Annotated in this window: 27 protein-coding genes; 11 read left to right on the forward strand and 16 right to left on the reverse strand. The window is 69.3% G+C overall.

The features are described from left to right. Positions 1-19 precede the first annotated feature (19 nt). Together efeU and M1203_RS09450 are read left to right on the forward strand one after the other, a co-directional pair. Complete coding sequence (gene efeU, locus M1203_RS09445) at positions 20-988, forward strand: iron uptake transporter permease EfeU (protein WP_249949121.1); 969 nt, start codon at positions 20-22, stop codon at positions 986-988. Beyond that, positions 939-1,859: a hypothetical protein gene (locus M1203_RS09450; protein WP_308404858.1), complete on the forward strand. Its 921-nt coding sequence runs from the start codon at positions 939-941 to the stop codon at positions 1,857-1,859. Before efeU ends, M1203_RS09450 begins: the two co-directional genes overlap by 50 nt. Positions 1,860-1,913: 54 nt before the next feature. Here M1203_RS09450 and M1203_RS09455 read toward each other — a convergent pair whose 3' ends face one another. Both M1203_RS09455 and M1203_RS09460 read right to left on the reverse strand, forming a co-directional pair. Beyond that, complete coding sequence (locus M1203_RS09455; RefSeq protein ID WP_249949122.1) at positions 1,914-2,666, reverse strand: bifunctional DNA primase/polymerase; 753 nt, start codon at positions 2,664-2,666, stop codon at positions 1,914-1,916. A gap of 266 nt (positions 2,667-2,932) precedes the next feature. Next, entirely contained in the window at positions 2,933-3,568 is a 636-nt protein-coding gene (locus M1203_RS09460; protein WP_249949123.1) for a TetR/AcrR family transcriptional regulator, read from the reverse strand. Positions 3,569-3,781: 213 nt separating this feature from the next. Here M1203_RS09460 and ddaH point away from each other — a divergent pair, with 213 nt between their 5' ends. Further along, positions 3,782-4,627 carry a dimethylargininase gene (ddaH, locus tag M1203_RS09465; RefSeq protein WP_374402556.1) on the forward strand — a complete coding sequence of 282 codons (846 nt, stop codon included), beginning with the start codon at positions 3,782-3,784 and terminating at the stop codon, positions 4,625-4,627. A gap of 157 nt (positions 4,628-4,784) precedes the next feature. Then, on the forward strand, positions 4,785-5,813 hold the full coding sequence (locus M1203_RS09470; protein ID WP_249949125.1) for a hypothetical protein: 1,029 nt from the start codon (positions 4,785-4,787) through the stop codon (positions 5,811-5,813). Positions 5,814-5,828: 15 nt separating this feature from the next. On the opposite strand, the gene M1203_RS09475 is transcribed toward M1203_RS09470, so the two are convergent. After that, complete coding sequence (locus tag M1203_RS09475; RefSeq protein WP_249949126.1) at positions 5,829-7,019, reverse strand: hypothetical protein; 1,191 nt, start codon at positions 7,017-7,019, stop codon at positions 5,829-5,831. Positions 7,020-7,351: 332 nt separating this feature from the next. Here M1203_RS09475 and M1203_RS09480 point away from each other — a divergent pair, with 332 nt between their 5' ends. Next, positions 7,352-7,585 carry a hypothetical protein gene (locus M1203_RS09480; RefSeq protein ID WP_249949127.1) on the forward strand — a complete coding sequence of 78 codons (234 nt, stop codon included), beginning with the start codon at positions 7,352-7,354 and terminating at the stop codon, positions 7,583-7,585. A gap of 208 nt (positions 7,586-7,793) precedes the next feature. Beyond that, a complete protein-coding gene (locus tag M1203_RS09485) occupies positions 7,794-8,111 on the forward strand; it encodes a hypothetical protein (RefSeq protein WP_249949128.1) in 318 nt (105 codons plus the stop codon). Positions 8,112-8,194: 83 nt separating this feature from the next. Here the strand turns inward: M1203_RS09485 and M1203_RS09490 are convergent, their stop codons facing one another. From M1203_RS09490 to M1203_RS09530, 9 genes are all read right to left on the reverse strand, one after another. Further along, positions 8,195-8,692, reverse strand: a complete 498-nt coding sequence (locus M1203_RS09490) for a hypothetical protein (protein ID WP_249949129.1) — start codon at positions 8,690-8,692, stop codon at positions 8,195-8,197. Between the two features lie 88 nt (positions 8,693-8,780). Further along, a complete protein-coding gene (locus M1203_RS09495) occupies positions 8,781-9,014 on the reverse strand; it encodes a DUF397 domain-containing protein (RefSeq protein ID WP_249949130.1) in 234 nt (77 codons plus the stop codon). Between the two features lie 76 nt (positions 9,015-9,090). Then, positions 9,091-9,963 carry a helix-turn-helix transcriptional regulator gene (locus M1203_RS09500; protein WP_308404859.1) on the reverse strand — a complete coding sequence of 291 codons (873 nt, stop codon included), beginning with the start codon at positions 9,961-9,963 and terminating at the stop codon, positions 9,091-9,093. Beyond that, positions 9,932-10,444 carry a DUF6879 family protein gene (locus M1203_RS09505; RefSeq protein ID WP_374402752.1) on the reverse strand — a complete coding sequence of 171 codons (513 nt, stop codon included), beginning with the start codon at positions 10,442-10,444 and terminating at the stop codon, positions 9,932-9,934. The genes M1203_RS09500 and M1203_RS09505 overlap by 32 nt, the downstream gene beginning before the upstream one ends. Positions 10,445-10,448: 4 nt before the next feature. Further along, positions 10,449-10,673, reverse strand: a complete 225-nt coding sequence (locus tag M1203_RS09510) for a hypothetical protein (protein ID WP_249949133.1) — start codon at positions 10,671-10,673, stop codon at positions 10,449-10,451. Positions 10,674-10,770: 97 nt separating this feature from the next. Beyond that, positions 10,771-11,040: a hypothetical protein gene (locus M1203_RS09515; RefSeq protein WP_249949134.1), complete on the reverse strand. Its 270-nt coding sequence runs from the start codon at positions 11,038-11,040 to the stop codon at positions 10,771-10,773. Then, complete coding sequence (locus tag M1203_RS09520; RefSeq protein WP_249949135.1) at positions 11,037-11,210, reverse strand: hypothetical protein; 174 nt, start codon at positions 11,208-11,210, stop codon at positions 11,037-11,039. The genes M1203_RS09515 and M1203_RS09520 overlap by 4 nt, the downstream gene beginning before the upstream one ends. After that, the gene (locus M1203_RS09525; protein ID WP_249949136.1) at positions 11,207-11,416 is read right to left on the reverse strand and encodes a hypothetical protein; all 210 of its coding nucleotides are present in this window, start codon (positions 11,414-11,416) and stop codon (positions 11,207-11,209) included. Before M1203_RS09525 ends, M1203_RS09520 begins: the two co-directional genes overlap by 4 nt. Then, on the reverse strand, positions 11,403-11,558 hold the full coding sequence (locus M1203_RS09530) for a hypothetical protein (RefSeq protein ID WP_249949137.1): 156 nt from the start codon (positions 11,556-11,558) through the stop codon (positions 11,403-11,405). Before M1203_RS09530 ends, M1203_RS09525 begins: the two co-directional genes overlap by 14 nt. A gap of 116 nt (positions 11,559-11,674) precedes the next feature. Between M1203_RS09530 and M1203_RS09535 the strand changes: the two genes are divergently transcribed. Continuing rightward, positions 11,675-12,508 (forward strand): helix-turn-helix transcriptional regulator, encoded by an 834-nt coding sequence (locus M1203_RS09535; protein WP_249949138.1) that lies wholly within the window; start codon positions 11,675-11,677, stop codon positions 12,506-12,508. After that, positions 12,505-12,789, forward strand: a complete 285-nt coding sequence (locus M1203_RS09540) for a DUF397 domain-containing protein (protein ID WP_249949139.1) — start codon at positions 12,505-12,507, stop codon at positions 12,787-12,789. Before M1203_RS09535 ends, M1203_RS09540 begins: the two co-directional genes overlap by 4 nt. On the opposite strand, the gene M1203_RS09545 is transcribed toward M1203_RS09540, so the two are convergent. Beyond that, positions 12,790-13,794, reverse strand: a complete 1,005-nt coding sequence (locus M1203_RS09545) for a small ribosomal subunit Rsm22 family protein (protein ID WP_249949140.1) — start codon at positions 13,792-13,794, stop codon at positions 12,790-12,792. Positions 13,795-14,036: 242 nt separating this feature from the next. On the opposite strand from M1203_RS09545, the gene M1203_RS09550 reads away from it, so the two are divergent. Further along, positions 14,037-15,341, forward strand: coding sequence for a hypothetical protein (locus tag M1203_RS09550; protein WP_249949141.1), 1,305 nt, complete (start codon positions 14,037-14,039; stop codon positions 15,339-15,341). A 102-nt stretch (positions 15,342-15,443) separates the two neighbouring features. Here M1203_RS09550 and M1203_RS09555 read toward each other — a convergent pair whose 3' ends face one another. Both M1203_RS09555 and M1203_RS09560 read right to left on the reverse strand, forming a co-directional pair. Then, a complete protein-coding gene (locus tag M1203_RS09555; RefSeq protein ID WP_374402564.1) occupies positions 15,444-16,832 on the reverse strand; it encodes a multidrug effflux MFS transporter in 1,389 nt (462 codons plus the stop codon). 99 nt (positions 16,833-16,931) lie between these two features. Next, complete coding sequence (locus tag M1203_RS09560) at positions 16,932-18,611, reverse strand: alkaline phosphatase (protein ID WP_249949142.1); 1,680 nt, start codon at positions 18,609-18,611, stop codon at positions 16,932-16,934. Positions 18,612-18,762: 151 nt separating this feature from the next. Between M1203_RS09560 and M1203_RS09565 the strand changes: the two genes are divergently transcribed. Continuing rightward, on the forward strand, positions 18,763-19,533 hold the full coding sequence (locus M1203_RS09565) for an SDR family oxidoreductase (protein WP_249949143.1): 771 nt from the start codon (positions 18,763-18,765) through the stop codon (positions 19,531-19,533). 117 nt (positions 19,534-19,650) lie between these two features. Then, positions 19,651-20,556: a PhzF family phenazine biosynthesis isomerase gene (locus tag M1203_RS09570; protein ID WP_249949144.1), complete on the forward strand. Its 906-nt coding sequence runs from the start codon at positions 19,651-19,653 to the stop codon at positions 20,554-20,556. A gap of 47 nt (positions 20,557-20,603) precedes the next feature. Here M1203_RS09570 and M1203_RS09575 read toward each other — a convergent pair whose 3' ends face one another. Next, entirely contained in the window at positions 20,604-21,605 is a 1,002-nt protein-coding gene (locus M1203_RS09575) for an aldo/keto reductase (protein WP_249949145.1), read from the reverse strand. Between the last annotated feature and the right edge of the window lie 212 nt (positions 21,606-21,817).

A 21,817-nucleotide genomic window follows, 5' to 3' on the forward strand; every position in this document is an offset into this window, starting at 1 on the left:
TCGGAAAGGGAGTTCCGACGTGTTCGGAAACTATCTGATCGGTCTGCGCGAGGGCCTTGAGGCCAGTCTCGTGGTCTGCATCCTGGTCGCGTATCTCGTCAAGACGGAGCGGCGCGACGCGCTGCGCCCCATCTGGATCGGGATCGGGGTCGCGGTCGCCCTCGCGCTCGGCTTCGGCTTCGGGCTCGAATTCGGCTCGCAGGAGCTGACGTTCGAGGCGAAGGAGGCGCTCGGCGGCTCGCTGTCGGTCCTCGCGGTGGCGCTGGTGACCTGGATGGTCTTCTGGATGCGGCGTACGGCGCGGCATCTGAGGGCGGAGCTGCACGGCCGGCTGGACGCGGCGCTCCGGATGGGGACGGGCGCGCTGGTCGCGACGGCGTTCCTGGCCGTGGGCCGGGAGGGTCTGGAGACCGCGCTGTTCGTCTGGGCGTCGGTACGGGCCTCCTCCGACGGCAGCCACGCACCACTGATCGGTGTGCTGCTCGGAATCGCGAGCGCGGTGGTGCTCGGCTGGCTCTTCTACCGGGGCGCGCTGCGCATCAATCTGGCCAAGTTCTTCACCTGGACCGGCGGGATGCTGGTGATCGTCGCGGCGGGTGTGCTCGCGTACGGCGTCCACGACCTCCAGGAGGCACGCTTCCTGGGCGGCCTGTCCAGCAAGGCGTTCGACATCAGCACGACCATCCCGCCGGACAGCTGGTACGGCACGCTGCTCAAGGGCGTCTTCAACTTCCAGCCGGACCCGACGGTCCTTCAAGTCATCGTCTGGTGCCTGTATCTGGTCCCGACGCTCGCGCTGTTCCTGGCGCCGGTAGGGTTGGGCCCGGTCAGTCGGGGTCAAGGAGCAGAGGCGGCCGATGAGCAGGCGGGGAAGGCCGATTCGGGCAGCGGCGGGGCTCGCGACGGCGACGGTTCTGTCGCTGACGGCGAGCGGGTGCGTGACGGTGCACGGGGAGCTGGCGGTACTGCCGACGGCCGACCGGAGTGAGGCCGCGCGGGCGCTGAAGGATTTCACCGACGCGTACAACGCGGCGGACAAGGCGTACGATCCGGCGCTCGACGCGGGCCGGGTGACCGGCGCGCTGGGCGCGATCAACCAGGCCGGTCTCAAAGCGGCCGGCATCATGAACCCGGACGGCAATCCGCGGCATCAGCCGCTGGAGCTGACCGACGCGACGTTCACGATCCCCAAGAAGGCGGGCTGGCCGCGCTGGTTCGTCGCGAACACCGACAGCAACCGCGACACGGACAACGGTGGCCCGCAGGACACGCGCTGGCTGCTGGTCTTCGTGCGCAACGGCCCCGAAGAGCGGTGGAAGGTGCCGTATCTGACGATCATGGCCACGAAGGAGGTCCCGGACTTCGCGACCGACAAGGACGGCTGGGGCGAACCGGCGGCGCCGGACAGCGAGGCGCTGGCGGTGGCCCCGGGAAAGCTGAGCGAGGCGTATGTCTCGTATCTGCGCGACGGTACGGGGAAGACCTTCGAGGACGGGCCGCACACGAACGGATGGCGGGAGGCCCGCGAGAAGAACGCGCGGCTGCCCGGTCTGGTCACGCAGTATGTCGACCAGCCGCTGAAGGAGGGCGACTTCGCCCCGCTGGGGCTGCGGACCAAGGACGGCGGCGCGCTGGTCTTCTTCGCGACGCGGTACTTCGAGCGGCAGACGGGCGCGAAGGGCGTCAAGCCGGTGGTGAAGCCTGATGTCAAGGCGCTGTTGACGGGCGACATACGGAACACGCTCACCAAGGAGTGGGTGTCCAGCCAGGTGGCGCTGGTCCCGCGCGCCGGGGCGGACACACCGACGGTGTGGGTGGCGAGCCGGCTTCAGGGGGTCACGGGGGCGAAGGGTTCGTAGGCCCGCTGTGGTCCGTACGCCCGCGATCGCGCCCCTGCCGGCTTCCGCCCCGTGTCAGCGGCCCAGCGGCCAGGCCACCGCGTGCGGGTCCAGCTCGCCGTTCTCCCCCGCGTACCGCGCACACGCGTCGGTCAGGCTCTCCAGCAGCGTCAGCGGATCCGGCAGCGGGTGCTCGGGGCCGCGCAGCCAGCGCACCGACAGTTCGCCGGGCAACCGGGCCGGGGGTACGAGCACATAGCTGCCCCGGCAGTGCCAGCGCAGCCCCGGGTGCTCGTCCATCGTCTCGGGGTGGCAGTCCAGCTCACAGGGCCACCACTCGTCCTCGTCCTCGGGGGTGCCCCGGGTCGCGGTGAAGAAGAGCATCCGGTCGCCGCCGGAGTCCGCCACGGGACCCACGTCGATGCCCTGTTCGAGCAGCCGCTCCAGCGCCCGGCTGCCCGCTTCCAGCGGCACGTCGAGCACGTCGTGGATCATGCCCGTCGCGGTGATGAAGTTGGCCTCGGGCTGGTTGCGCGCCCACCGCTCGATCTGCGCGCGATCGGTCGTGGACTGGGTCTGCCAGGCGAAGGAGAGGGGGTGTCTGGCCGGGGTGGGACAGCCGATCCGTTCACAGGAACATCGGTAGCCGACGGGGTGCGCGGCGGGCGAGACGGGCATACCGGCATGCGCGACAGCGAGCAGCAGCGCCTCGCGGCCGGCCACGTCCTCGTCGAACGCGGAACCGCCGGCGCTCTTCTTGGGGCGCCTGCGCAGCCACTGGGGAATCCTGCTCTCCGTGCCGCGGTAGCGGCCGAAATCGTCGCCCATCTATCCCCTCACACCTCATGCTCGTCCCTGCGGACTCTCCCCATGGTCCCACCATCCTGCTCCCCGGGTGGCCGGGAGCCCCCACCGGGGTACGGGGAGCCGTCCGCCACCACGGGGTGGATTGCCGCTTGTGCGGTGAAATATGGCCCCGTTCGGGGTCTCCGGGAGCGGTGGGATTCACCACACCCGCCCCGTATGCATCGACGCGCCCCCGCGCGCCCCCCGGCGCCCGGACGTCTCCGCGCGCGGGCGCCGCGCGCTGGCACTCAGTGCCGCGCGGGCGGCCTCGGGGCCAGTCCGCGCACCGCGTACTCCACGATCGCGTCCGCGTACGCGTGCGTCAGCGGCAGCGTCCGCAGCAGCCAGCGATGGGCGACGGGGCCGACCAGCAACTCCAGGGCGATACGGGGATCGAGGTCCTGCCGTACCTCCCCGGCCTCCTGGGCGGCCCGCAGCCGCTTCACATAGAGCTGGAGCTGCGGTTCGAGCATCTTCCTGGCGAATTCGACACCGAGCTCGGCGTTGACGATCCCCTCGGCGGCGAGCGCGCGGGAGGGCACCTCGTACTTCGGGTCGTTCATCTCGTCGACCGTGGCGCGCAGGACCAGCTTGAGATCCGCCTCCAGATCGCCGGTGTCGGGGATCTCGTGGATGCCCTCGCCGCCGTCCGCCTCGTGCGCCGCCTGGTCGCTGAGGTCGAGGAAGGCCTCCAGCAGTACGGCGCCCTTGGAGGGCCACCAGCGGTAGATCGTCTGTTTGCCGACCCCGGCGCGGGCCGCGATGCCCTCGATCGTCGTCCTGCCGTAGCCGACCTCGCCCACCAGGGCGAGGGCCGCGTCGTAGATCGCCCGGCGCGAGCGTTCACTGCGCCGGGTGGAGTCGGGTGCCCTGCTGTCAGCCATGGCCTCAATCTACAACCGGGGAGGCGGAACGTATCGTCTCGTACGGCCCGGACACCGCGTACGGAACCACCCGAACGGTTGACAGCGCGCGGGCCCGACGGAGCGGACCATGGCTTTCACGCGCACACACCCACACGCACTCGCACTCGCACTCGCTCGCACCCGCACCCGCACCCGCACATCAAGCTTTCTCTCCCCCACACACCACGCCACGTGCGCCCCGCAGCTCGTGAGGAGCCCCCATTGCCTCGTGACGCCTCCCCCCGCCGCTATCTCATGTGCCCACCGCGCCACTTCGCGGTGACGTACTCGATCAACCCCTGGATGAACCCCTCGAAGCCGGTGGACCTGCCGCTGGCCCTGGCCCAGTGGGAGGACCTGCGCGACCGCTACACGGCGCTCGGCCACGGCGTCTCGCTGCTGGACCCCGACCCCGGCCTGCCGGACATGGTCTACGCCGCGAACGGCGCCACGGTCATCGACGGCCGCGTGCTCGGCGCCCGCTTCGCCCATCAGGAGCGGCACGGCGAGGCGGAGGCGCATCTGAACTGGTTCCGCGCCCATGGCTACACCGACATCCGCGAGCCGGTGCACATCAACGAGGGCGAGGGCGATTTCGCCGTCACCTCCACCTATCTGCTGGCCGGGCGCGGCTTCCGGTCCAGCCCGCTCTCGCACGACGAGGCGCAGGAGTTCTTCGGCCGGCCGGTGATCGGCCTGGATCTGGTCGACCCGCGCTACTACCACCTGGACACGGCCCTGTGCGTACTGGACGAGGCGGCCGACGAGATCATGTACTACCCCGACGCCTTCTCCCCCGGCAGCCGGACCGTACTCGCCCGGCTCTTCCCCGACGCGCTCATCGCCGCCGAGCCGGACGCGGCGGCGCTCGGGCTGAACGCGGTGAGCGACGGACGTCATGTGCTGCTGCCGCAGAGCGCCGCCGGGCTCTTCGCCCCGCTGCGCGACCGGGGGTTCGAACCGCTCGGCATCGACCTCGGGGAACTGCTCAAGGGCGGGGGCAGCGTGAAGTGCTGCACGCAGGAGCTACGCGGCTGAGTGCCCGGCGGCCGGAGGGTCACCGACAACCGGGGGGTCGCCGGCGGCCCCGGTGGGTCACCGGGGCCCCGGAGGGTCACCGGCGGCCGGACGCGAGAAGCCCGGCGGCAACGAGTAGGGTCCCGGGAGATGTTGGGACGACGGGGGCGGGGAGCGGATGCGGCGCTGGATCAAGGTGTCGGTGGCGGCTGCGGTGGTCCTGGGCGTGGGCGGATACGTCGCCGCGCCCTACGCGCAGGACTGGAGGCTGGCCCGGAACGCCTGTGGCGGGGCGCTGCCCCAGGACTCACTGGAACGGCTCACACCGGCGGACTCGCGGCTGAAGTCCGAGGAGGCCCGGCAGATCGACGGGCTCGGCTCCTACTGGTGCCGGCTCACCCTTGAGGGCGACGAGGTGCGGGACAAGCGGTTCGTCGAGATGGAGGCGTACACCCGGCGGGAAGACCAGGACCGGGAGTTCATGGCGCTCTTCCCGAAGTCGGGTTTCTCCGCGCAGGCTCCACTGCCCGAGGGACTGCCCGGGTTCGTCGGCCAGTACGGCGCCGTCCAGCTCCTGCTGGACTGCCCGGATCTCGGCAAGGACGACGAAGGCAGACAGCGCAAGCTGCTGGTGAACACCTGGCTGGGCCGGGACGTCAACACCGGGGTCCCGGGAGCGGCGTACCGTACGGCCGTCGCGCTCGCCAACTCGGCTTCGGACAGGCTCGGTTGTGGCGCAAAGCCCCTTGAGCCCCCGAAGCGGGACGTCGCACTGCCCGACCCCGAGGAAGATCCGAAGACGGTGCCGCTGTCGGACGCGAAGGACACGGCCTGCGGGTGGGTGACCGGGGCCGGGTTGTCCGAGAACGCGGGCTGGCGGGTCGCAGTGGCCACGAACCACTCGGCCCCAACAGGTCGGTGCGACCTGTATTCCAGGGACGAGCAGTCCGGGGAGCAGAGGTCACAGATGGCCTTCGTCTCCTGGTACGGCGACTGGAGCAACCGGCTGACGGCCGAGAACGACCGATACGAGCGTCTTTCCTTGACGGCCACCGCCCGCTGCGACGGCGAGGCGGCCAACTACGCCCTCGACGCGTCCGACGACATTCCGGGGGTCGACAACGCCGCGCGGCAACGGATGCTCAAGCGGTTCGCGGAGGACGAGGTGGGCCGGCGCGGCTGCTCGGACCTGCGCTTCTCCTTCTGATCCCCGCCTTCCTGTCTACCTCAGCCACAGGGCGCGGACGTAGGAGTCGTCCATCAACTGCTTCATGGCACTGGCGCGTTGGGCGGGTACGTTCCGGTCCTGCGCCCAGCCGTCCACCACCGTGAACAGCTGGTGCCGTCCGTCCATCAGATCACCGCGCACCGGCCCGGAGACCGGCCGGCGGGCGATGTCGCCCATCGGCGGCCGGATGTCCAACCGCTCCGGCGCGGGACGGAAAGCGCCCCGGGTGTGGGAACGCACTGACGCGTCGAAGGCGGCGAGATCGGGGATCGTCCCGTCCCTGGCGTAGCGGGCGCGGTATTTCATGAGGTCACCGACGCGGTCCGCCAGATCCTCAAGATCGTTGTCGGGCCAGGTCGTGGCGCCGGAGGAGCCTTCGCGCTGGTCGGGCGAGGCGCGGAAGGCGGGGTCGCCGCCCTGGTCGGTCAGCCGCTCCAGGTAGTACGCGAGATAGGCGCGCTCGGCGTCGTAGAGGATCGCGAACGCCTCGGGGTCCTGGGCGAGTTCGGCGACCAGGAACTCCATGTCGGCGTCCGCGCCCGCGAGATCGTCGGTGTACTCGAAAGTGGCGTGCGCTTCACCGGGGGCGAGGAAGCGACCGAGCGACACATACCCTCTCCCGTCGGGCTGGATCTCCTCGGGAGCCACCGCGGGGCCGATCGCGTCGTCGTCGCGGCCGAGACTCCCGGCACGCCCCGCGTCCACGACATACTCGGCCATCATCCGGGCCACGGCAGGCGCGAGCCCCGCGGGGAGTTCACGGTCGTGGAGCGCGGCGGCCACCGCGTAGGCACTGCCGGCCTGCGCCACGGTGTGCGGCTCACCGGGCCCCGAGGAACGGGTCGCCCCTTCCACGACACGGCCCAGCACACGGGCGCCGTCGCCGCACACCTTCCCATGCGCCAGCAACTCCCGTGCCGCCGTGAGCCGGGTGACATCGCCTCCGGGATCGAGGGCCTTGGTCGCGGCCACCGGATCGTCGGCGAGGGCCCGCGCCGAGGCGGGCAGTTGCCAACAGGACTCGTCGTCGCCGGAGTCGGCGACGACCAACGGAATCCCCACCGCACCCGCGAGCACCACCGCCGTCACCCCCAAGGCGAGCGTCCGATGCTTCCTCAACCGACGCACCAGCCGACCGCTGCCGCCGTCGCTGTTGCCGGTACTGTCGCTTCCCCCGTTACGCATCCGGGCAGACTAGCGACCGCCGACACGCGGACCCCGGGCAGGTCCTTGATCCCCCGGAGAACCACCGGTGGCCGTGGCTGCCTTGCTCGCGGGAACGGGCCCGTGACAGCCTCTCGAATGTGCACCGCAGGCTTGGTCAACTTCGTCGGCACCAAGGGCACAGGCGTGCTCAGAACTGGCTTGAAGGGGGCCTTCGAGAAGGGCTGGCCGCCAGCCACCTACCCGGTGAATGGATGATGAGAGCACGACGGCACCCAAGAGACCTTCTGAATGATCCAGCGTACTCCAGAGATCCCGCTGTTCAAGCGGGAAGATCTGGAAGGTAAACGGTGATGGCTTCACTCGTATATTTCCGCAAGGTTGCTGAAACAGATGATTCCATCGAATACATCTTTGGCTTCGATACCGATGAACCGCCGGGTCGACTTCTAATGGACACGAAGAGTCGCAGGTCTCGACCTATCGACGGTGAAATCAACTACGCATTCCTCAAAGCCTCACGTGAAATTAACGCACTTTACGAAGAAGCGTCGGAGTGGCCAGAACGCGGCATGAGCGTCAGCTGAGGAACCAGCAGAGTAAGCCGAGGAGCTGGGCACATTCTTGAATGGGCAGCGATGAAGCGTCTCCTCAGATATTCAGCCACGAAAAACACCATCAAGTCGCGCGTGAGCCTCGTATCAAGGAATGACTAGAAACTCCCGAACGGCGGGGAACTCCTACCACGACAACCCATGGCCAAGCCCCTACTAACCCAAGGAAGCCCACGAGACTGTGCACGCCCGTCACCTGCTCGAAATTGTTCGAAAAATAACCTCCCTCGATGCCAGCCAGCGAGAACTCGGGGCAGATGAGGCGACAGACCAGATCGGCAGCTACTCGTCGACCGACGGGGGAATGCTGGCAACCATCCTTTCCGTTACCGCCGCATGCGAGCAGAACCACGCAGCCCTCGAATCACAGCTCAATGCCCTTCTGGGCTTCGGATCCGGTGAATTCACGGATGCCGGGGAACTTGCACACCTCAACGAGATCAGATGCGAATCAGCCCCCGAAGTGCTACGGGGATACATTCGCGACCTGCTTGAATGAACGACTTTCTCCGGGCATACCGAACCGTGTAGGGCTGGGGGCAGCACGAAAGCACAGAGCGTCGTCAGCGCACGTGACCCGGCTCAGACGTCACTCCCCTGTCGGCGAGGGCAGACCAGTTCAGGAACCGAGCGGTTCGGGGAGCACGTCACCAGCGCCAAGGACAGGAACAAGGGACGTTCGAGGTAGATACCCAAGGACACGTCACCACCCCATCCGAGCCGTTCGACGGCGGAGTCGACAAGCATGGTCACGTGCGTGGTGTCCCGGACCGCGTCGGAGTCGAAGCGGGGCGCGTACTCGGACAGTCGGTCGCCGAGCCACGCCGCCGCTTCCTTGGCTTCCTCCCAGGTGCCCAGGACAGAAGTCCTGGACTTCATCAGCCAGTGCGCGGTCTCGATGGGCGGCAGGTTGGATCGCGGGAACTCAGCCACAACCTCTCGGTACCGCTCCTGTAGCCGCAACCGTTCCCCGTCACCCAATGCTGCGGCCGGGGGCGGCTCGGGATGGGGTGGCCGCCGCAGACCTTCCTCGTCGAAGCGTTGTTTCGGGCCGGTCCACAGGTAGCCGTGGTGGTGCAAGAGTCTTTCCGTTCGGCTCGGTCGAAGGTGAAAGCCCCGCACCGGCCCCGACTCTCGGAGGAGGCCGGGACCGGCAGGGGCAAGGCCGTCAGACCGGGAGACCGAATCGCGCGGGGTCAATACCGGCCGTACTCAATTCCTCCGTGGAGAACCGCAGTGGCTCCACGCCTGGTCGCTTGCTGTCACCCAGCGCCCAGGCGTCCTCGCCGATCCGGGCGAGAGTCACGCAGGACTCCCCGTCCGGGTGGGTGTTGCCGCCGCATGCCTTGGCGAACGCGGCTCCGTCAATGTCGAGCGCGTACAGATCGGTGCCATTCAGCATCGATATACCTTCCTGGTGAGGGAAAATACCGAGTGGTTGAATCCATCATCCCGTCGGCCCAGGTACAGATGAAGCGCTAGTCGCGTTGACGCATAAACCTGGTCGCCGCCTCTTCCAAGTAGGCTGAGGCGTCATCACCCGTCAGCGCGTGGGACCAAAAGAGATCGAACAGATTCAGATGCTGGGTTATGTCTCTCGGATCGCGCAGCACTACTTCACCGGAGAACAGTTCGACAGTCACCAAGCGGTCGTCATACACGACGAAGATATTCATCGGGATGCCCGGAACCTGCGCCGCGTCGGGAATGATCCCCATCTCCACATTGGGCTTCCCGTTGACCTGGGCCATGTGCGCGCACTGGGCCGCCATGGTCTCAGCACGCACACGCCGCCACCTGACAGCTTGTTCAGTCATCAGAAACCAGAAGGATCGTGAGGCATCGTCCAGGATGGCCTGACGATCCAAGCGTGCCTGTACCGCTCGCGCGACGTCCCTCCTCGGGTCGCCGATGACGGTCGGCGACAGTGTCTCCGTCGCATACTCACGGACATGGAGCAGGCCCGTCGGAACAGCCGGCAGGAAATGCCGTATCACACGCGCCGAGGATTCAAGGGCTTTCAGTTCCGCCTGCTTGTGGTAGAGGCCGACCCTCGCGTGCGCGCGCCACGACACGTAATCAACGTTCGCCCTACGGGTCAAACCGACAATCTCTTCGGCGACTTCATTGGGTACGGAAAGCGCCCTGAGGATGCGCTCGACATCCAGAACCGTCGGCAGCGCTCTGCCGGTTTCGATGCGGCTGATCTTCGTTTGACTCATGTTGCAGCGAATCGCCAGCCGTTCGCCACTCAGACCGGATGCACGACGAAGGCCCCGAAGGGCCTCCGCCAGATCTCTCCGCTCGCGTGATTGTTTTTCAGGTTCTATGGGCACTGAACGGTACTGCACTTTCCAGGGCGAGATCCCGCCATGCGAGATACGAGGCAATGTCCGGGTCCTGGATCAGTTCCCGATTGATTTGCGTCCCGTCAGGGCGATAGTTCAGATGGACCACGACCGTCTCGTCGAACAGCCAGAAGTCCTGCCCAGGCAGTCCGGGGTTCGGTCGGTCCGTCAGATCGACTATGTGGTAGTTCTCCCCGGCCGCCACGTTCCCCGGGATGCACCACTCGAACAGGTATCGGCTGTACGGCGTGAGCGGCCGGCGGACGATCTTGGCACGGGTCATCGTCCGCCCGGCTGCCGCATGATCCCGAATGGTCTGGTGCCATGGCGCGTTGAAGCCGTCCGGCTTCGGGGCTCCGGCCAGGAAGTCACGGACGGTGGCGTCCTCTGCTGGCATGGTGTACGTCTGGTGGACTTCCAGCCGGAATGCGGAGCGCTTGAAGTCTCGGAAGTACGCCTGCCATTCGTCGCCGTCCAGCAGCACAGGGCTAGAGCCATCCACGGGCACGGGCCGCCTCCTTGAGGATGTCCTCGGGCATCAACACAATCGACTCGCCGTCCGGAGTCGGGTGGGCCACGTCGTAGCCCTGGACAGCCAGCATGCCGGGCTCTGGTGTGGCGTACACAGTCGGGCAGTCGCCGTTCCCACACTTGTCATCGTCATCGCCACCTTGATTGCAGGACCCGCCTGCGATCACCCGCAGTTCTTCCACTCGAACCTCCTCCGGTCTGTACTCGGAAAGTTACGGACGGTGGCACCCGCGCCACAAGGCGGGCGCGGCTCAAGTCACGAAGTCGCATAGAACGGCTTCAGCGGCCTCTCAGGCGGGTTCTGTGGAGGGCCGCGAGAGCGAGGAGTTGGCGTTCCTCGTACGGCGTGGCGGGGCGGAGCGAGATGGGGTGGACGCGCCAGTGGAGGCCGGTGGGGCGGGTCAGGAGGACCATCGGGCCGGCGAAGCCGGTGATCTCCGCCGGCATGTCGTAGTGGCGGTCGAACACCGCCATGCCGACGCGGAGTTCGCCCGGCCCCGGCCGTGACACAGGAAGCGGGCGCGGGCGCGGGTGCGCGAGAGGGCTCATTTCCAGTCCTCCGGGCGGCGGTGCGGGTGGTTGCGGAGTTCGTCGTTCCAGTCCCGCACCATGCGGCCGTTGCCGACCGCCCGCGCGTCCTCGCGCTGTCGGCAGAGCGCCGCGCACACGTCGCACCCGGTCGCGGGAGCCGGCTCACGCGCGGGTAGGGATACGGTCATCGCTCGTCCTCGCCGGGGCGGGGTGCCGAGTCGGGGCACGACGGGTGACCGCACACGCACGGCGGCCACTTGAGCGCGTCCCCGGGAGCGAGGTCCGCGCCCTCGGCGCCGGGGTCGTACACGGAATTCGGTACGACGAGCGAACCGTCCACCCCGTACGCGGCGATCATCAGCGACAGACGCCTGCGCGCCTCACTTCGCCTCATCGGCCAGCCTCCGCAGTCCGCGCTCCACGCGCCGCACCAACTCCGGTGTCGGTTCGGCGAATTCCCATGGCACCCCAGCGGGGATCAATACGACCACCTCGTAGTCCTCGGTGGCCGAGGCCGGTGCTTCCCTCTCTGCCATTGGCGCGCCCCTCCGTCGTCGTGGCATTACTGTGTGTGTTCAAGATTCGGCATGCGTGCCTTCGCCGAACAGGGTTGAGCGCACGTCAACGGGCCTGGGGTGAAGGAGGAAGAGGTATGGCCGACGAACCGAAAGGGCCGGTCGGACCGGTCAGCGGAGCCGCCTACTTCGGCAACGAGGTGCGGGAGTGGCGGCTGGCCAGAGGGCTGAGCCAGCGCGAGGTGGGCGCCCCCGCGCGGTACGCGCAGCAGTACGTGGCGAAGGTGGAGGCCGGGGATCGGATGGCGAGCCCCGAGTTCGCCGCGGGCTGCGATCAAGTCTTCGGTACGCCGCGTACGTTCGCCCGGCTACGGGACCGTTGCGCCGAAAAGGGTGGCTATCCCGACTGGTTCGAGCCGTACGTCTTGCTCGAACGGCAGGCGTCCGCGACTCTGAACTTCAGCAACGGGCTGGTAGCGGGTCTGTTGCAGACCGAGGCATACGCGCAGGCGGTCTTCCGAAAGGCGAATCCGACCGACACGCCGGAGGACATCGCCGTTAGGGTCGGGCTGCGACTGAAGCGTCGTCAAGTACTGGAACGCGAGAATCCCCCGCTGGTCTGGGTCGTCCTGGACGAGTCCTGCCTACGGCGGGTGGTGGGCAGTCCGGCGGTGATGGCTGAGCAGATGGCACACCTGATCAAGGAAGCGGAGTCTCCTCGCTTCACCCTTCAGGTGCTCCCGTTCAGTTCAGGGGCGATGTCCTGGCATTTGGGTTTCACGCTGCTGAAGTTCGCCGACGACGAGCCCGACATGCTCTACCAAGAGACGCTGGGGGCAGGCCATGTGACCGACTCCCGGAAGACCGTGAAAGATGCGAGCGTGCTCTACGATCGATTGCGAGCCGACGCGCTCGGTCCGGAAGAGTCGGTCGGCATGTTGCGCAAGGTAATGGAGGACTGGACCCGATGAGCACATTCGATCTCTCCGCCGCACAGTGGGAGAAGTCCAGCTACAGCAGCGGCCAGGGCGGCGAGTGCGTCGAGTTCAGCCGGTCGTTCCTCGCGGTCTCCGGCGCACAGTGGGAGAAATCCAGCTACAGCAGCACCATCGAAGGCGAGTGCGTCGAGTTCGCCCGCAACCTCGCCCCCACCGGCATCGTCCCCGTACGCGACAGCAAGTCCCCCACCGGGCCCGTCCTCCTGCTCACCCCCACCGCCTGGAACGACTTCGTCGCCTTCGTCGCTCAGTAATCACGCCTCGTGCGGCGGCCAGGTGTCGCCCCAGGCCGTGTCCCTCGCCGCCCGGTACGCCGTGCCGTGGCGCTTGGTGACCGTGTCTCGGCGCAGGCCGTCGTCCCTCGTGCACAGGTCCAGAAGCACCTGGCCCTTGCGGATCTGTGGCTTCCGCGTCACCCGGGCCCGCGCCGGGTGCGTGTCGAAGCGGGCCGCCGCGACGTAGCTGAACTTCTCGTCCTCGTACGGCAGCGAGCCGCCCTTGACCTGGCGGTGCAGCGAGGAGCGGCTGACCCGCGCCGCGAAGTGGCACCAGTCCGTGCCCCGTTCGATCGGGCACGCGCCATCGTGCGGGCAGGGGGCGGCGATACGGTGCCCCGCCGCGATGAGCTGGTCGCGGGCCTCGATGATCCGGAGATAGCCGTCGGGCGTACCGGGCTCCACGATCACCACGGCCTGCCCGGCCCGCGCCGCCTCGGCGACGAGGGCGGTGCGGTCGCGTTCGGTGAGTTCGTTCAGTACGTACGAGATCGTCACGAGGTCGCTCTCCGGCAGTTTCAGTGCCGCGTCGATCCTGGCCCGGCGCCACTCGGCGGCGCGCAGCGCGGGTGAGGCCGTGGCGGCGGCCAGTTCTCGGCCCAGGGCCAGCGCGGGTTCCGCCCAGTCCAGGACCGTGGTGGTACGGGCATCACCGGGCTCCGCCCAGACCGCGTCCGCCGCCCACACCCCGCTCCCCGTGCCGCCGCCCACATCCAGATGGCTTCCGGGCGCCCACCCGGGCGCCGCGTCGGCCAGGGCGTCCAGCGCGGCCCGTACCGCCTCGAAGGTGGCCGGCATCCGGTACGCGGCGTACGCGGCGACATCGGACCGGTCCCGGAGTACGGGCGCGTCCGTCGGGGTGGTGCCCCGGTAGTTGGCGATCAGCCGGTCGACGGCCTGGGCGGCCTGCTTGGGCGGCAGTCCGTCGAGGAGCCCGGCGAGCGCGGCGCGCAGCGCTTCGGCGGTGGAGAGGGTGGCGTTCACCGGCGAATTTTAAGGCCCGGACAGGGACAGCGGGCGCCATCGGGCGGGCAAGCGGGCACCCCGGGCCGGGAAACGGACACGGTGCGCCCCGGTGCCCGGATCGAACTGCGAGGGTCACAGAAGCAGTTGCTACGCTGGCGATGCTTGCCCCGTAGCCGCCCTTCACTGGGGACACATTGAGACTGCGCGTGAGACAGTACCGGCCACCCAGCACGGGGACCACAAGACAACGGGTCGTCCGCATGATCCTCGTCGGCGGGATCATCGTGCTGGCACTGCTGCTCCTGCTCGCCACCTGTGGCGGCGGGAACAAGGCCGCCAAGACGAAGAAGGACGACGGCGCGGCCAAAGAGCCCGTGACGAACGTCCTGGACCGGGCGCCGCGGCTCAGCGTTCCCGACGCGTACGACACCGCGCGCGGCTGGGAGATCGTCGGCGGCTCCCCCGATGTCGCCGTCGCCCATGACACAAACCGTCTCGCCTATCTGGAGCGGGTCGGCATGGACCGGTTCCGGCTGCGGACGATCGACCCCGAGACCGGGCAGCGCGGCTGGGACGGGGAGCCCTGGCGACCGCTGTTCGCCCCCGACCGGTTCCCCCGGTTGCTGTCCGTGACCAAGGACGGCCAGGAGTACTTCGTCACCTGGTCGTACGGGAGGCTCAGCGCGGACGCGCTGCGCCCCGCCGACTCCATCGTCTCGCTCGACATCTACAACGCCTCCGACGGCACCCGCCAGCGGGTCGAGACCCCCTGGGCGGACGCGCCGAAGGTGAGCGCCGCCGGGCCCGCCATCCTGATCAGCGACGGCAAGGCCACCAGCGCGGTGATCGATCCGGCGACCGCCGAGGTGGTCAAGGTCCCGCCGGGCTCGCTCGGCTACCCCAAGGACTGCAAGGAGTGCCGCAAGCTGACCGAGGTGCGCGGGGTCACCGAGAAGGGGCTGCTGGTCAGCGGGGCCAAGGAGTTCTGGGTACGCGGCGGCTGGTACAGCCGGCAGGGCGCGCCCAAGGACACCGACAGCGCCTCGGGGGTGCCCGCCTCGATGGCGAGTGGGTTCATTCTCGCCAAGTGGCAGAAGAAGAAGGGCGCCGCGGACGCCCGTACGCACGAGATCTGGGCGGTGCACGACGCGGCGACCGGCAAGTCCGTGGCGCAGGTGCGGTGCCGTAAGCCGGCCATCAACCCGGCCGAGGACCCGCGCCTCATCGCCTCCCCCGACGGCCGTTTCCTGATCGCGGGGCGGCTCGCCTTCGACCTGGACGCGAAGAAGGCGTACTGCTTCGAGGAGACGGACGGCACGCAGCCGCTGACGCTGACCACCGTGTCGGACGACGGCATCGCGTACGGCGCGGTGAGCGCCCGCAACACGTCGGACGCGCTGGCGGGCGGCGGCAACCCGGTCAAGGTGAATCTGACGACCGCCACGCCCGAGGCGCTGGCGACCAATGTCCGGCTGCCCAGCGCGGAGACGTCGGGAGTCGGGCTCTTCCGCTGGACGGACTCGAAGGACCGCCCGCATCTGGTCGGCTATCTGCGCCAGGGCTGAGGGAGAGCCCCGGCGCGGACAGCACGCGAAACACCGATCAGAACCACCGATCAGAAGCGGTGGTCAGGCGCCGGTGGCGGTGGCGGGGCTCTCCCTCGGTTGCTAGTGCCGCTGCCATGGCCTGACAAAGCCCAGGAAGCAGCCCAGCGAGCCGACGGCGCACACCAGCTGCACGACCGCCATCGGCACGGCCGTGTCCTCACCCGCGATCCCCACCAGCGGCGAGGCGATGGCACCGATCAGGAACGACGACGTACCGATCAGCGCGGACGCCGAGCCGGCGGCGTGCGGCGTCCGCATCAGCGCCGAGGCGTTGGTGTTGGGCATCGCGAGCCCCATCGCCGACATCAGTACGAACAGCGCCGCCGCGACGGGGAGGAGCCCCACGGGACCGAACACCCCGGAGGTCATCAGCAGCAGGGCCAGCGCGGCGAGGGTGATGACCACCAGCCCGAAGCCCAGTACCCGGTCCATGCTGACCCGCCCGACGAGCACCTTGCCGTTGATCTGGCCGACGGCGATCAGACCGATGGAGTTGACGCCGAAGAGCAGGCTGAAGGTCTGCGGCGAGGCGCCGTAGATCTCCTGCACCACGAACGGCGAGGCCGCGACATACGCGAACAGCGCCGCGAAGGCCAGACCGCCCGCCAGCATGTAGCCGGTGAAGACCCGGTCCGCGATCAGCCCGCGCATCGTACGCAGCGCGGCGACGGTGCCGCCGCTGTGCCGCCTCTCCGGTGGCAGCGTCTCGTGCAGCCACTTCCAGACGACCAGTGTGAGGATGACGCCGACCACCGTGAGGACGGCGAAGATGCCGCGCCAGTCGGTGAGGCGCAGCACCTGGCCGCCGATCACCGGCGCGATGACCGGTGCGACGCCGGAGATCAGCATCAGGGTGGAGAAGAAGCGCGCCATCTCCACGCCGTCGTAGAGATCACGCACCACCGCGCGGGCGATCACGATGCCCGCCGCGCCCGCCAGGCCCTGCAAGAGGCGGAAGCCGATGAGGAGTTCGGTGGTGGGCGCGAGGGCGCAGAGGGCGGTGGCGAATACGTAGACGATCATGCCGAGCAGCAGGGGCCTGCGCCGACCCCACTTGTCGCTCATCGGGCCGACCACGATCTGGCCGAGCGCCATGCCCGCCAGACAGGCGGTGAGGGTGATCTGAACCGTCGCCGCCGGTGAGTTCAGCGAGCGGGTGACCTCCGGCAGGGCCGGCAGGTACATGTCCATGGACAGCGGGGGCAGCGCGGTGAGCCCGCCGAGTACGAGGGTGACCAGCAGCCCGGCGCGACGCGCGGCGGCGACACGCTCCTGCGGTGGCGCTTGCGGGGCTTGCGGAGCCGCTTGCGCGGCTTGCGGAGCCGCCTGCGGGGCACCCGGGGGTGCCCCGCGCTGTTCCGGAATCGATGCCGAGCGACGCTGCTCGTGCGGTATATGTCCTTTACGTCCTTCGGTGGTTCGGCCGCCGTCCGGCATTCCTGTCTCCATGTCGTTGAATCCGTACCCATGCTCTCAGGTCAGCGGGAGCGGCCGAGACCTTTATTTCGGTGACGGATGTTTCAGTGATGGAGGGGGCCGAGCGACGCGTCAGACCGGCTTCAGCCCCGGGTCGCCCACCTCGGTCACGAAGGACGCCGCCGTCGTGACCGGGGCGCCGGGCGTCGTGATGACATTGACCGTCCTGAAGTCCGCCCGCGCCTGCCGCTCACCGAGCGCCACGGTCACATAGCCGCGCCGCCCGTTGTAGAACCTCATGTGCGGGTTGGCCTCCATGAACGTGGCCCAGTTGGAGGGCCGGTCCGTACCGTCCCTGCCGCTGGAGACGGAGGTCGCCACGATCTCGGTGCCGAGCGTGCGCGACCCCGGGTTGTCCCAGTCCTTCTTCAGGTCGTACGCGTAGCCGGTGTGCACATCGCCGGTCAGCACCATGAAGTTCTTGATCCCCGCCGCCTCGACCCCGTTCAGCAGCCGCTGCCGGGAGGCGGGGTAGCCGTCCCACGAGTCCATCGACAGCTTGTAGTCGGCCGTCGACAGATTGCGGCGCCGGGCGAAGGTCACCTGCTGGGGTACGACGTTCCAGGTCGCCGTGGACTTCTTCCAGCCGTCCAGCAGCCACCGCTCCTGGTTCGGTCCTGTCATCGTGCGCCCCGGGTCCTCGGACTCCGGTCCCGGCAGCTGCCAGCCGTCGCCGTACGCCTGGTCGTCGCGGTACTGGCGGGTGTCGAGGATGTCGAACTGCGCGAGCCGGCCGAAGCGCAGCCTGCGGTAGAGCCGCATGTCGGGGCCGTCGGGCCGCTGCGGGGCGCGCAGCGGCTGGTTCTCCCAGTACGCGCGGTAGGCGGAGGCGCGGCGCAGCAGGAACTCCTGCGGCGGCACATCGTTCTCGGGGACATCGCCCGCGTAGTTGTTCTCGGTCTCGTGGTCGTCCCAGGTGACGACGAAGGGGTGCGCGGCGTGCGCGGCCCGCAGATCCGGGTCGGACTTGTAGAGGCCGTAGCGCATCCGGTAGTCGTCCAGCGTGACGGTCTCGCGGTTGAAGTGCGCGGGCAGCTCGCGGTCCTGGTAGTTACGGGCGCCGCCGACGGAGTTGACGGCGTACTCGTAGAGGTAGTCACCGAGGTGGAAGACCACATCGAGGTCCTCGGCCGCGAGGTGCTTGTACGCGGTGAAGTAGCCGTCGTGGTACGCCTGGCAGGAGACGGCGGCGAAGGACAGCGCGCTCGTCCTGGCGTTCGCGGCGGGCGCGGTACGGGTGCGGCCGACCTGGCTGATCCAACCGCCGGTGCGGAAGCGGAAGTAGTACACCCGGCCGGACTCCAGGCCGGGGACCTCGACATGCACGCTGTGGTTGAACTCGGGGTGCGCGTCGGTCTCGCCCCGCTTGGCGATCCGGCGGAAGGCCGCGTCGTGGGCCAGCTCCCAGCGTACGGAGACACGGTTGGCGGGCAGGCCGCCGTCGGGCTCGTACGGGCGGGGCGCGAGGCGGGTCCAGAGCAGCACGCTGTCGGGGCTCGGGTCCCCGGAGGCGACGCCGAGGGTGAACGGGTCCTCGGTGATCTTCCTGGCGTCCAGCTCGGCGGCGCTCGCGACCCCCGCGCCCGGCAGATTGACGGCGAAGGCGAGCGCGGCGGCGGCAGCGGTGCCGGTGAGGAGACGGCGGCGGCCGAGGTGCGCGGCGGCGGCTCTCAGTTCAGGGGAGTGGGTGCCGGCCGGTACGGAGCCGCCGAATGTGCGGCCGGCCGGTGCGTGGCGAAGTACAGGTGTCATGTGCCCCTCCCCTGACGGCGGTTGTCACTCGCATTGCAGTCGAGGGCGAAGACGCCCCGTTGTCGTGCGCACAACATGCGCATGGCGACTGGATGAGGACCGCGTGCTGCGCCAAGTTCTACCCCACGTAACGCACGTACCCTGCCTGACCATGAACGCCATGCGGAACATCAACACCAAGGGGCGAATCGCCGTGGTGACGGGTGCCGGCTCCGGCATCGGGCGCGCGGTCGCGAAGGCGCTGAGCGGCGCGGGCTGGTCGGTGGTACTGGCGGGCCGCCATCCCGAGAAGCTGACGGAGACGGCCGACGCCATGGAGGGCGACGCGCTGCCCGTACGGACCGATGTGTCCAAACCCGAGGACGTGGACGCGCTGTTCGCGGCGGTGGGCGAGCGATACGGCCGTCTCGACCTGCTGTTCAACAACGCGGGCACGTTCGGCCCCGGCGGTGTGCCCCTGGAGGATCTGCCGTACTCGGCCTGGCGGAAGGTGGTGGACACGAATCTGACCGGTACGTTCCTGTGCGCGCAGGCGGCCTTCCGGCTGATGAAGGCGCAGGACCCGCGGGGCGGCCGGATCATCAACAACGGCTCGGTCTCGGCCCACGCGCCCCGCCCGGACTCGATCGCCTACACCGCCACCAAACACGGTATGACCGGGCTCACCAAGTCGCTGTCGCTGGACGGCCGTCCGTACCGGATCGCCTGCGGGCAGATCGACATCGGCAACGCGGCCACGGACATGACCGAGCGGATGCGGCAGGGGGTGATGCAGGCGAACGGTGAGCTGGCGGTGGAGCCGGTGATGGATGTGGCGGATGTGGCCACGACGGTGCTGCACATGGCGGAGCTGCCGCTGGAGGCGAATGTGCAGTTCGCGACGGTGCTGGCGACGGGGATGCCGTTCGTGGGCCGGGGCTGAGGGGGCGCGAGGGGGGCGAGGGGGGCGAGGGCGCGGTAGGGGTGCCGTACGGGCGCGTGTGTGGTGCCGCACGGGCGCGCGGGAATGCGGCGGACCGCCGTCGCTGTTGGCCGGAACATGAGCCCACACTCCGCATCCGCGTCCGCCTCCCCCGGAACCCCGGGTGAGGTCCTTCGGTACACCGCGTTCTCGACCGACCCCGAGGGCGGCAACCCGGCCGGTGTCGTCCTGGACGCGGCCGGACTCGATGACGGCGCGATGCTCGCGATCGCGGCGGAGCTGGGCTACAGCGAGACCGCGTTCCTGACCGCCCCGCCGCCGGGCCTCGGCGAGCCGGGCCGGGCCTTCACCGTCCGGTACTTCAGCCCGAAGGCCGAGGTCCCCTTCTGCGGACACGCCACGGTCGCCACCGCCGTCGCGCTCGCCGAGCGCAGGGGTCCCGGCGATCTCGTCTTCGCGACCCGCGCCGGGAGCGTCCCGGTGACGGTCACCGAGCGGGACGGCGCGCTGCGGGCCACGCTCACCAGCGTCGAGCCCTACGTCACGGAGGTGGGCAGCCAGGACGTACGGGAGGCGCTGGCCGCGCTGCGCTGGCCGGCGACCGATCTCGACCCGGCGCTGCCGTCCCGTATCGCCTTCGCCGGAGCCCGCCACCTCGTGCTGGCCGCCGCGACGCGGGCGCGGCTCGCGGATCTCTCGTACGACTTCGAACGCCTCGAAAGGCTTATGACACGGCTGGATCTGACGACGATTCAGCTCGTCTGGCGGGAGTCCGCGACCGTCTTCCATGTCCGCGACCCGTTCCCGGTGGGCGGCGTCGTCGAGGATCCGGCGACGGGGGCCGCGGCGGCGGCGTTCGGCGCGTACGCGCGTGAACTCGGCGTCGTACCGGGCGAATCGGTGCTCACCCTGCACCAGGGCGCGGACATGGGCCGCCCGGGAGTGCTGACGGTGGAGCTGCGGCCGGGCGACCCGCGCGTCCGGGTGGGCGGCGCGGGCGCCCGGATCCCTGACCGGACCTAGGATCTGTCCGGCCAGGAACCAGTGCCCCTCCCGGCATCAGCGGGAATTCACGCGGCCAGCAGGTCGCGGATCTCCTTCATCTGGCCCTCGCGCAGCGGACCGTACGCGAGGGCTCCGGCGTTCTCCTCGGCCTGGGCGACCGAGCGGAAGCCGGGGATCGGCACCGTATGCGGGCTGCGCGCCCACAGCCAGGCCAGCGCGCCCTGGGCGAGGGTGCGGCCGTCGCTGGTGAGGACGTCCCGTACGGACTCGACGCGCGCCGCCCACTCGGGGGCCGGCACCCCGCCCTCCCCGAACCACCGCAGCCAGGCCGGGGGCACGGCACGGATGTCCCGCGCGCCGGCGGACACACCCCGGCCGCCGCGCCCGGACCTCCCGGCCAGCAGCCCCATCGCGAGCGGGCTGCGATTGACGCTCGCGAGGTCGCGCTCCGCGCACAGCGCGAGCATTTCCGGCGCGTCCTGGAGCACATTGCACGCGTGCTGCACTGCCGCGCAGTGCGCCCCCTCGGCGAACACCGCGGCACGCTCCGGGTCGTCGGTGCTCCAGGCGTAGGCGCGGATCAGCCCCTCGCGTACGAACTCCTCGCAGAGCTCCCGTAGTTCGGCGGCCCGGTCGAGCGGCGCGCCGGACAGATGCAGCTGGTAGAGGTCGATGTGATCGGTGCCGAGCCGGCGCAGCGACGCGGCGAGCGCGCGCCGCGCGTACGCGGGCGTGTCATCGGCGCCCACCATGGTCCTGGTCGTCTCGTCGCACACGTTCCCCCACTTGGTGGCGATGACGACCTCGTCCCGCCGCCCCCGCACCGCGCGCCCGAGCACCCGCTCGCTGTGGCCCGTGCCGTACGCGTCGGCCGTGTCGAAGAAGGTCACCCCCAGCTCGATGGCCCGCCGGATCGCGGCGACGGACTCCTCGTCGTCGACCGCGCCCCAGCCGAGCGGATGGCCCGCGGTGTCCTGCCACTCACCGCCGATCGCCCAGCACCCGAAGCCGAGCGCGCCGACGGTGATCCCGCTGTGTCCCAGCGTCCTGCTCTCCATGGATTCCATGGAGGCAACGCTAGGGCTTGAAGCGCACACGAGGACAAGCGGAACCGGCTGTTATACACGATTCCCGGCCGCCGGGGCGAGCGACCGGATGGATCGGGGCGAGTTTCCGCAATACAGAAATCTGCAAGGATAATTCCCTTTGCGGCGAAGTTTCTTGTCGCTTGACATGACACTCCGTCAATCTCTAGACATCCCTCCGTGTCAGCGCCTTT

The organism is Streptomyces sp. 35G-GA-8, assembly GCF_023534745.1.
Taxonomy (GTDB): domain Bacteria; phylum Actinomycetota; class Actinomycetes; order Streptomycetales; family Streptomycetaceae; genus Streptomyces.

Bases quoted from the DNA above. Each gene is read 5' to 3' on its own strand.
- M1203_RS09460 (WP_249949123.1), bottom strand. From the start codon at position 3,568: ATGGCTGACAGCAGGGCACCCGACTCCACCCGGCGCAGTGAACGCTCG.
- M1203_RS09520 (WP_249949135.1), bottom strand. From the start codon at position 11,210: ATGACCGTATCCCTACCCGCGCGTGAGCCGGCTCCCGCGACCGGGTGC.
- M1203_RS09565 (WP_249949143.1), top strand. From the start codon at position 18,763: ATGAACGCCATGCGGAACATCAACACCAAGGGGCGAATCGCCGTGGTG.
- M1203_RS09555 (WP_374402564.1), bottom strand. From the start codon at position 16,832: ATGGAGACAGGAATGCCGGACGGCGGCCGAACCACCGAAGGACGTAAA.
- M1203_RS09570 (WP_249949144.1), top strand. From the start codon at position 19,651: ATGAGCCCACACTCCGCATCCGCGTCCGCCTCCCCCGGAACCCCGGGT.
- M1203_RS09515 (WP_249949134.1), bottom strand. From the start codon at position 11,040: ATGAGCCCTCTCGCGCACCCGCGCCCGCGCCCGCTTCCTGTGTCACGG.
- M1203_RS09480 (WP_249949127.1), top strand. From the start codon at position 7,352: ATGGCTTCACTCGTATATTTCCGCAAGGTTGCTGAAACAGATGATTCC.
- M1203_RS09575 (WP_249949145.1), bottom strand. From the start codon at position 21,605: ATGGAATCCATGGAGAGCAGGACGCTGGGACACAGCGGGATCACCGTC.
- M1203_RS09550 (WP_249949141.1), top strand. From the start codon at position 14,037: ATGATCCTCGTCGGCGGGATCATCGTGCTGGCACTGCTGCTCCTGCTC.
- M1203_RS09560 (WP_249949142.1), bottom strand. From the start codon at position 18,611: ATGACACCTGTACTTCGCCACGCACCGGCCGGCCGCACATTCGGCGGC.
- M1203_RS09530 (WP_249949137.1), bottom strand. From the start codon at position 11,558: ATGGCAGAGAGGGAAGCACCGGCCTCGGCCACCGAGGACTACGAGGTG.
- M1203_RS09475 (WP_249949126.1), bottom strand. From the start codon at position 7,019: ATGCGTAACGGGGGAAGCGACAGTACCGGCAACAGCGACGGCGGCAGC.
- M1203_RS09535 (WP_249949138.1), top strand. From the start codon at position 11,675: ATGGCCGACGAACCGAAAGGGCCGGTCGGACCGGTCAGCGGAGCCGCC.
- M1203_RS09470 (WP_249949125.1), top strand. From the start codon at position 4,785: ATGCGGCGCTGGATCAAGGTGTCGGTGGCGGCTGCGGTGGTCCTGGGC.
- M1203_RS09495 (WP_249949130.1), bottom strand. From the start codon at position 9,014: ATGCTGAATGGCACCGATCTGTACGCGCTCGACATTGACGGAGCCGCG.
- M1203_RS09525 (WP_249949136.1), bottom strand. From the start codon at position 11,416: ATGAGGCGAAGTGAGGCGCGCAGGCGTCTGTCGCTGATGATCGCCGCG.
- M1203_RS09455 (WP_249949122.1), bottom strand. From the start codon at position 2,666: ATGGGCGACGATTTCGGCCGCTACCGCGGCACGGAGAGCAGGATTCCC.
- M1203_RS09540 (WP_249949139.1), top strand. From the start codon at position 12,505: ATGAGCACATTCGATCTCTCCGCCGCACAGTGGGAGAAGTCCAGCTAC.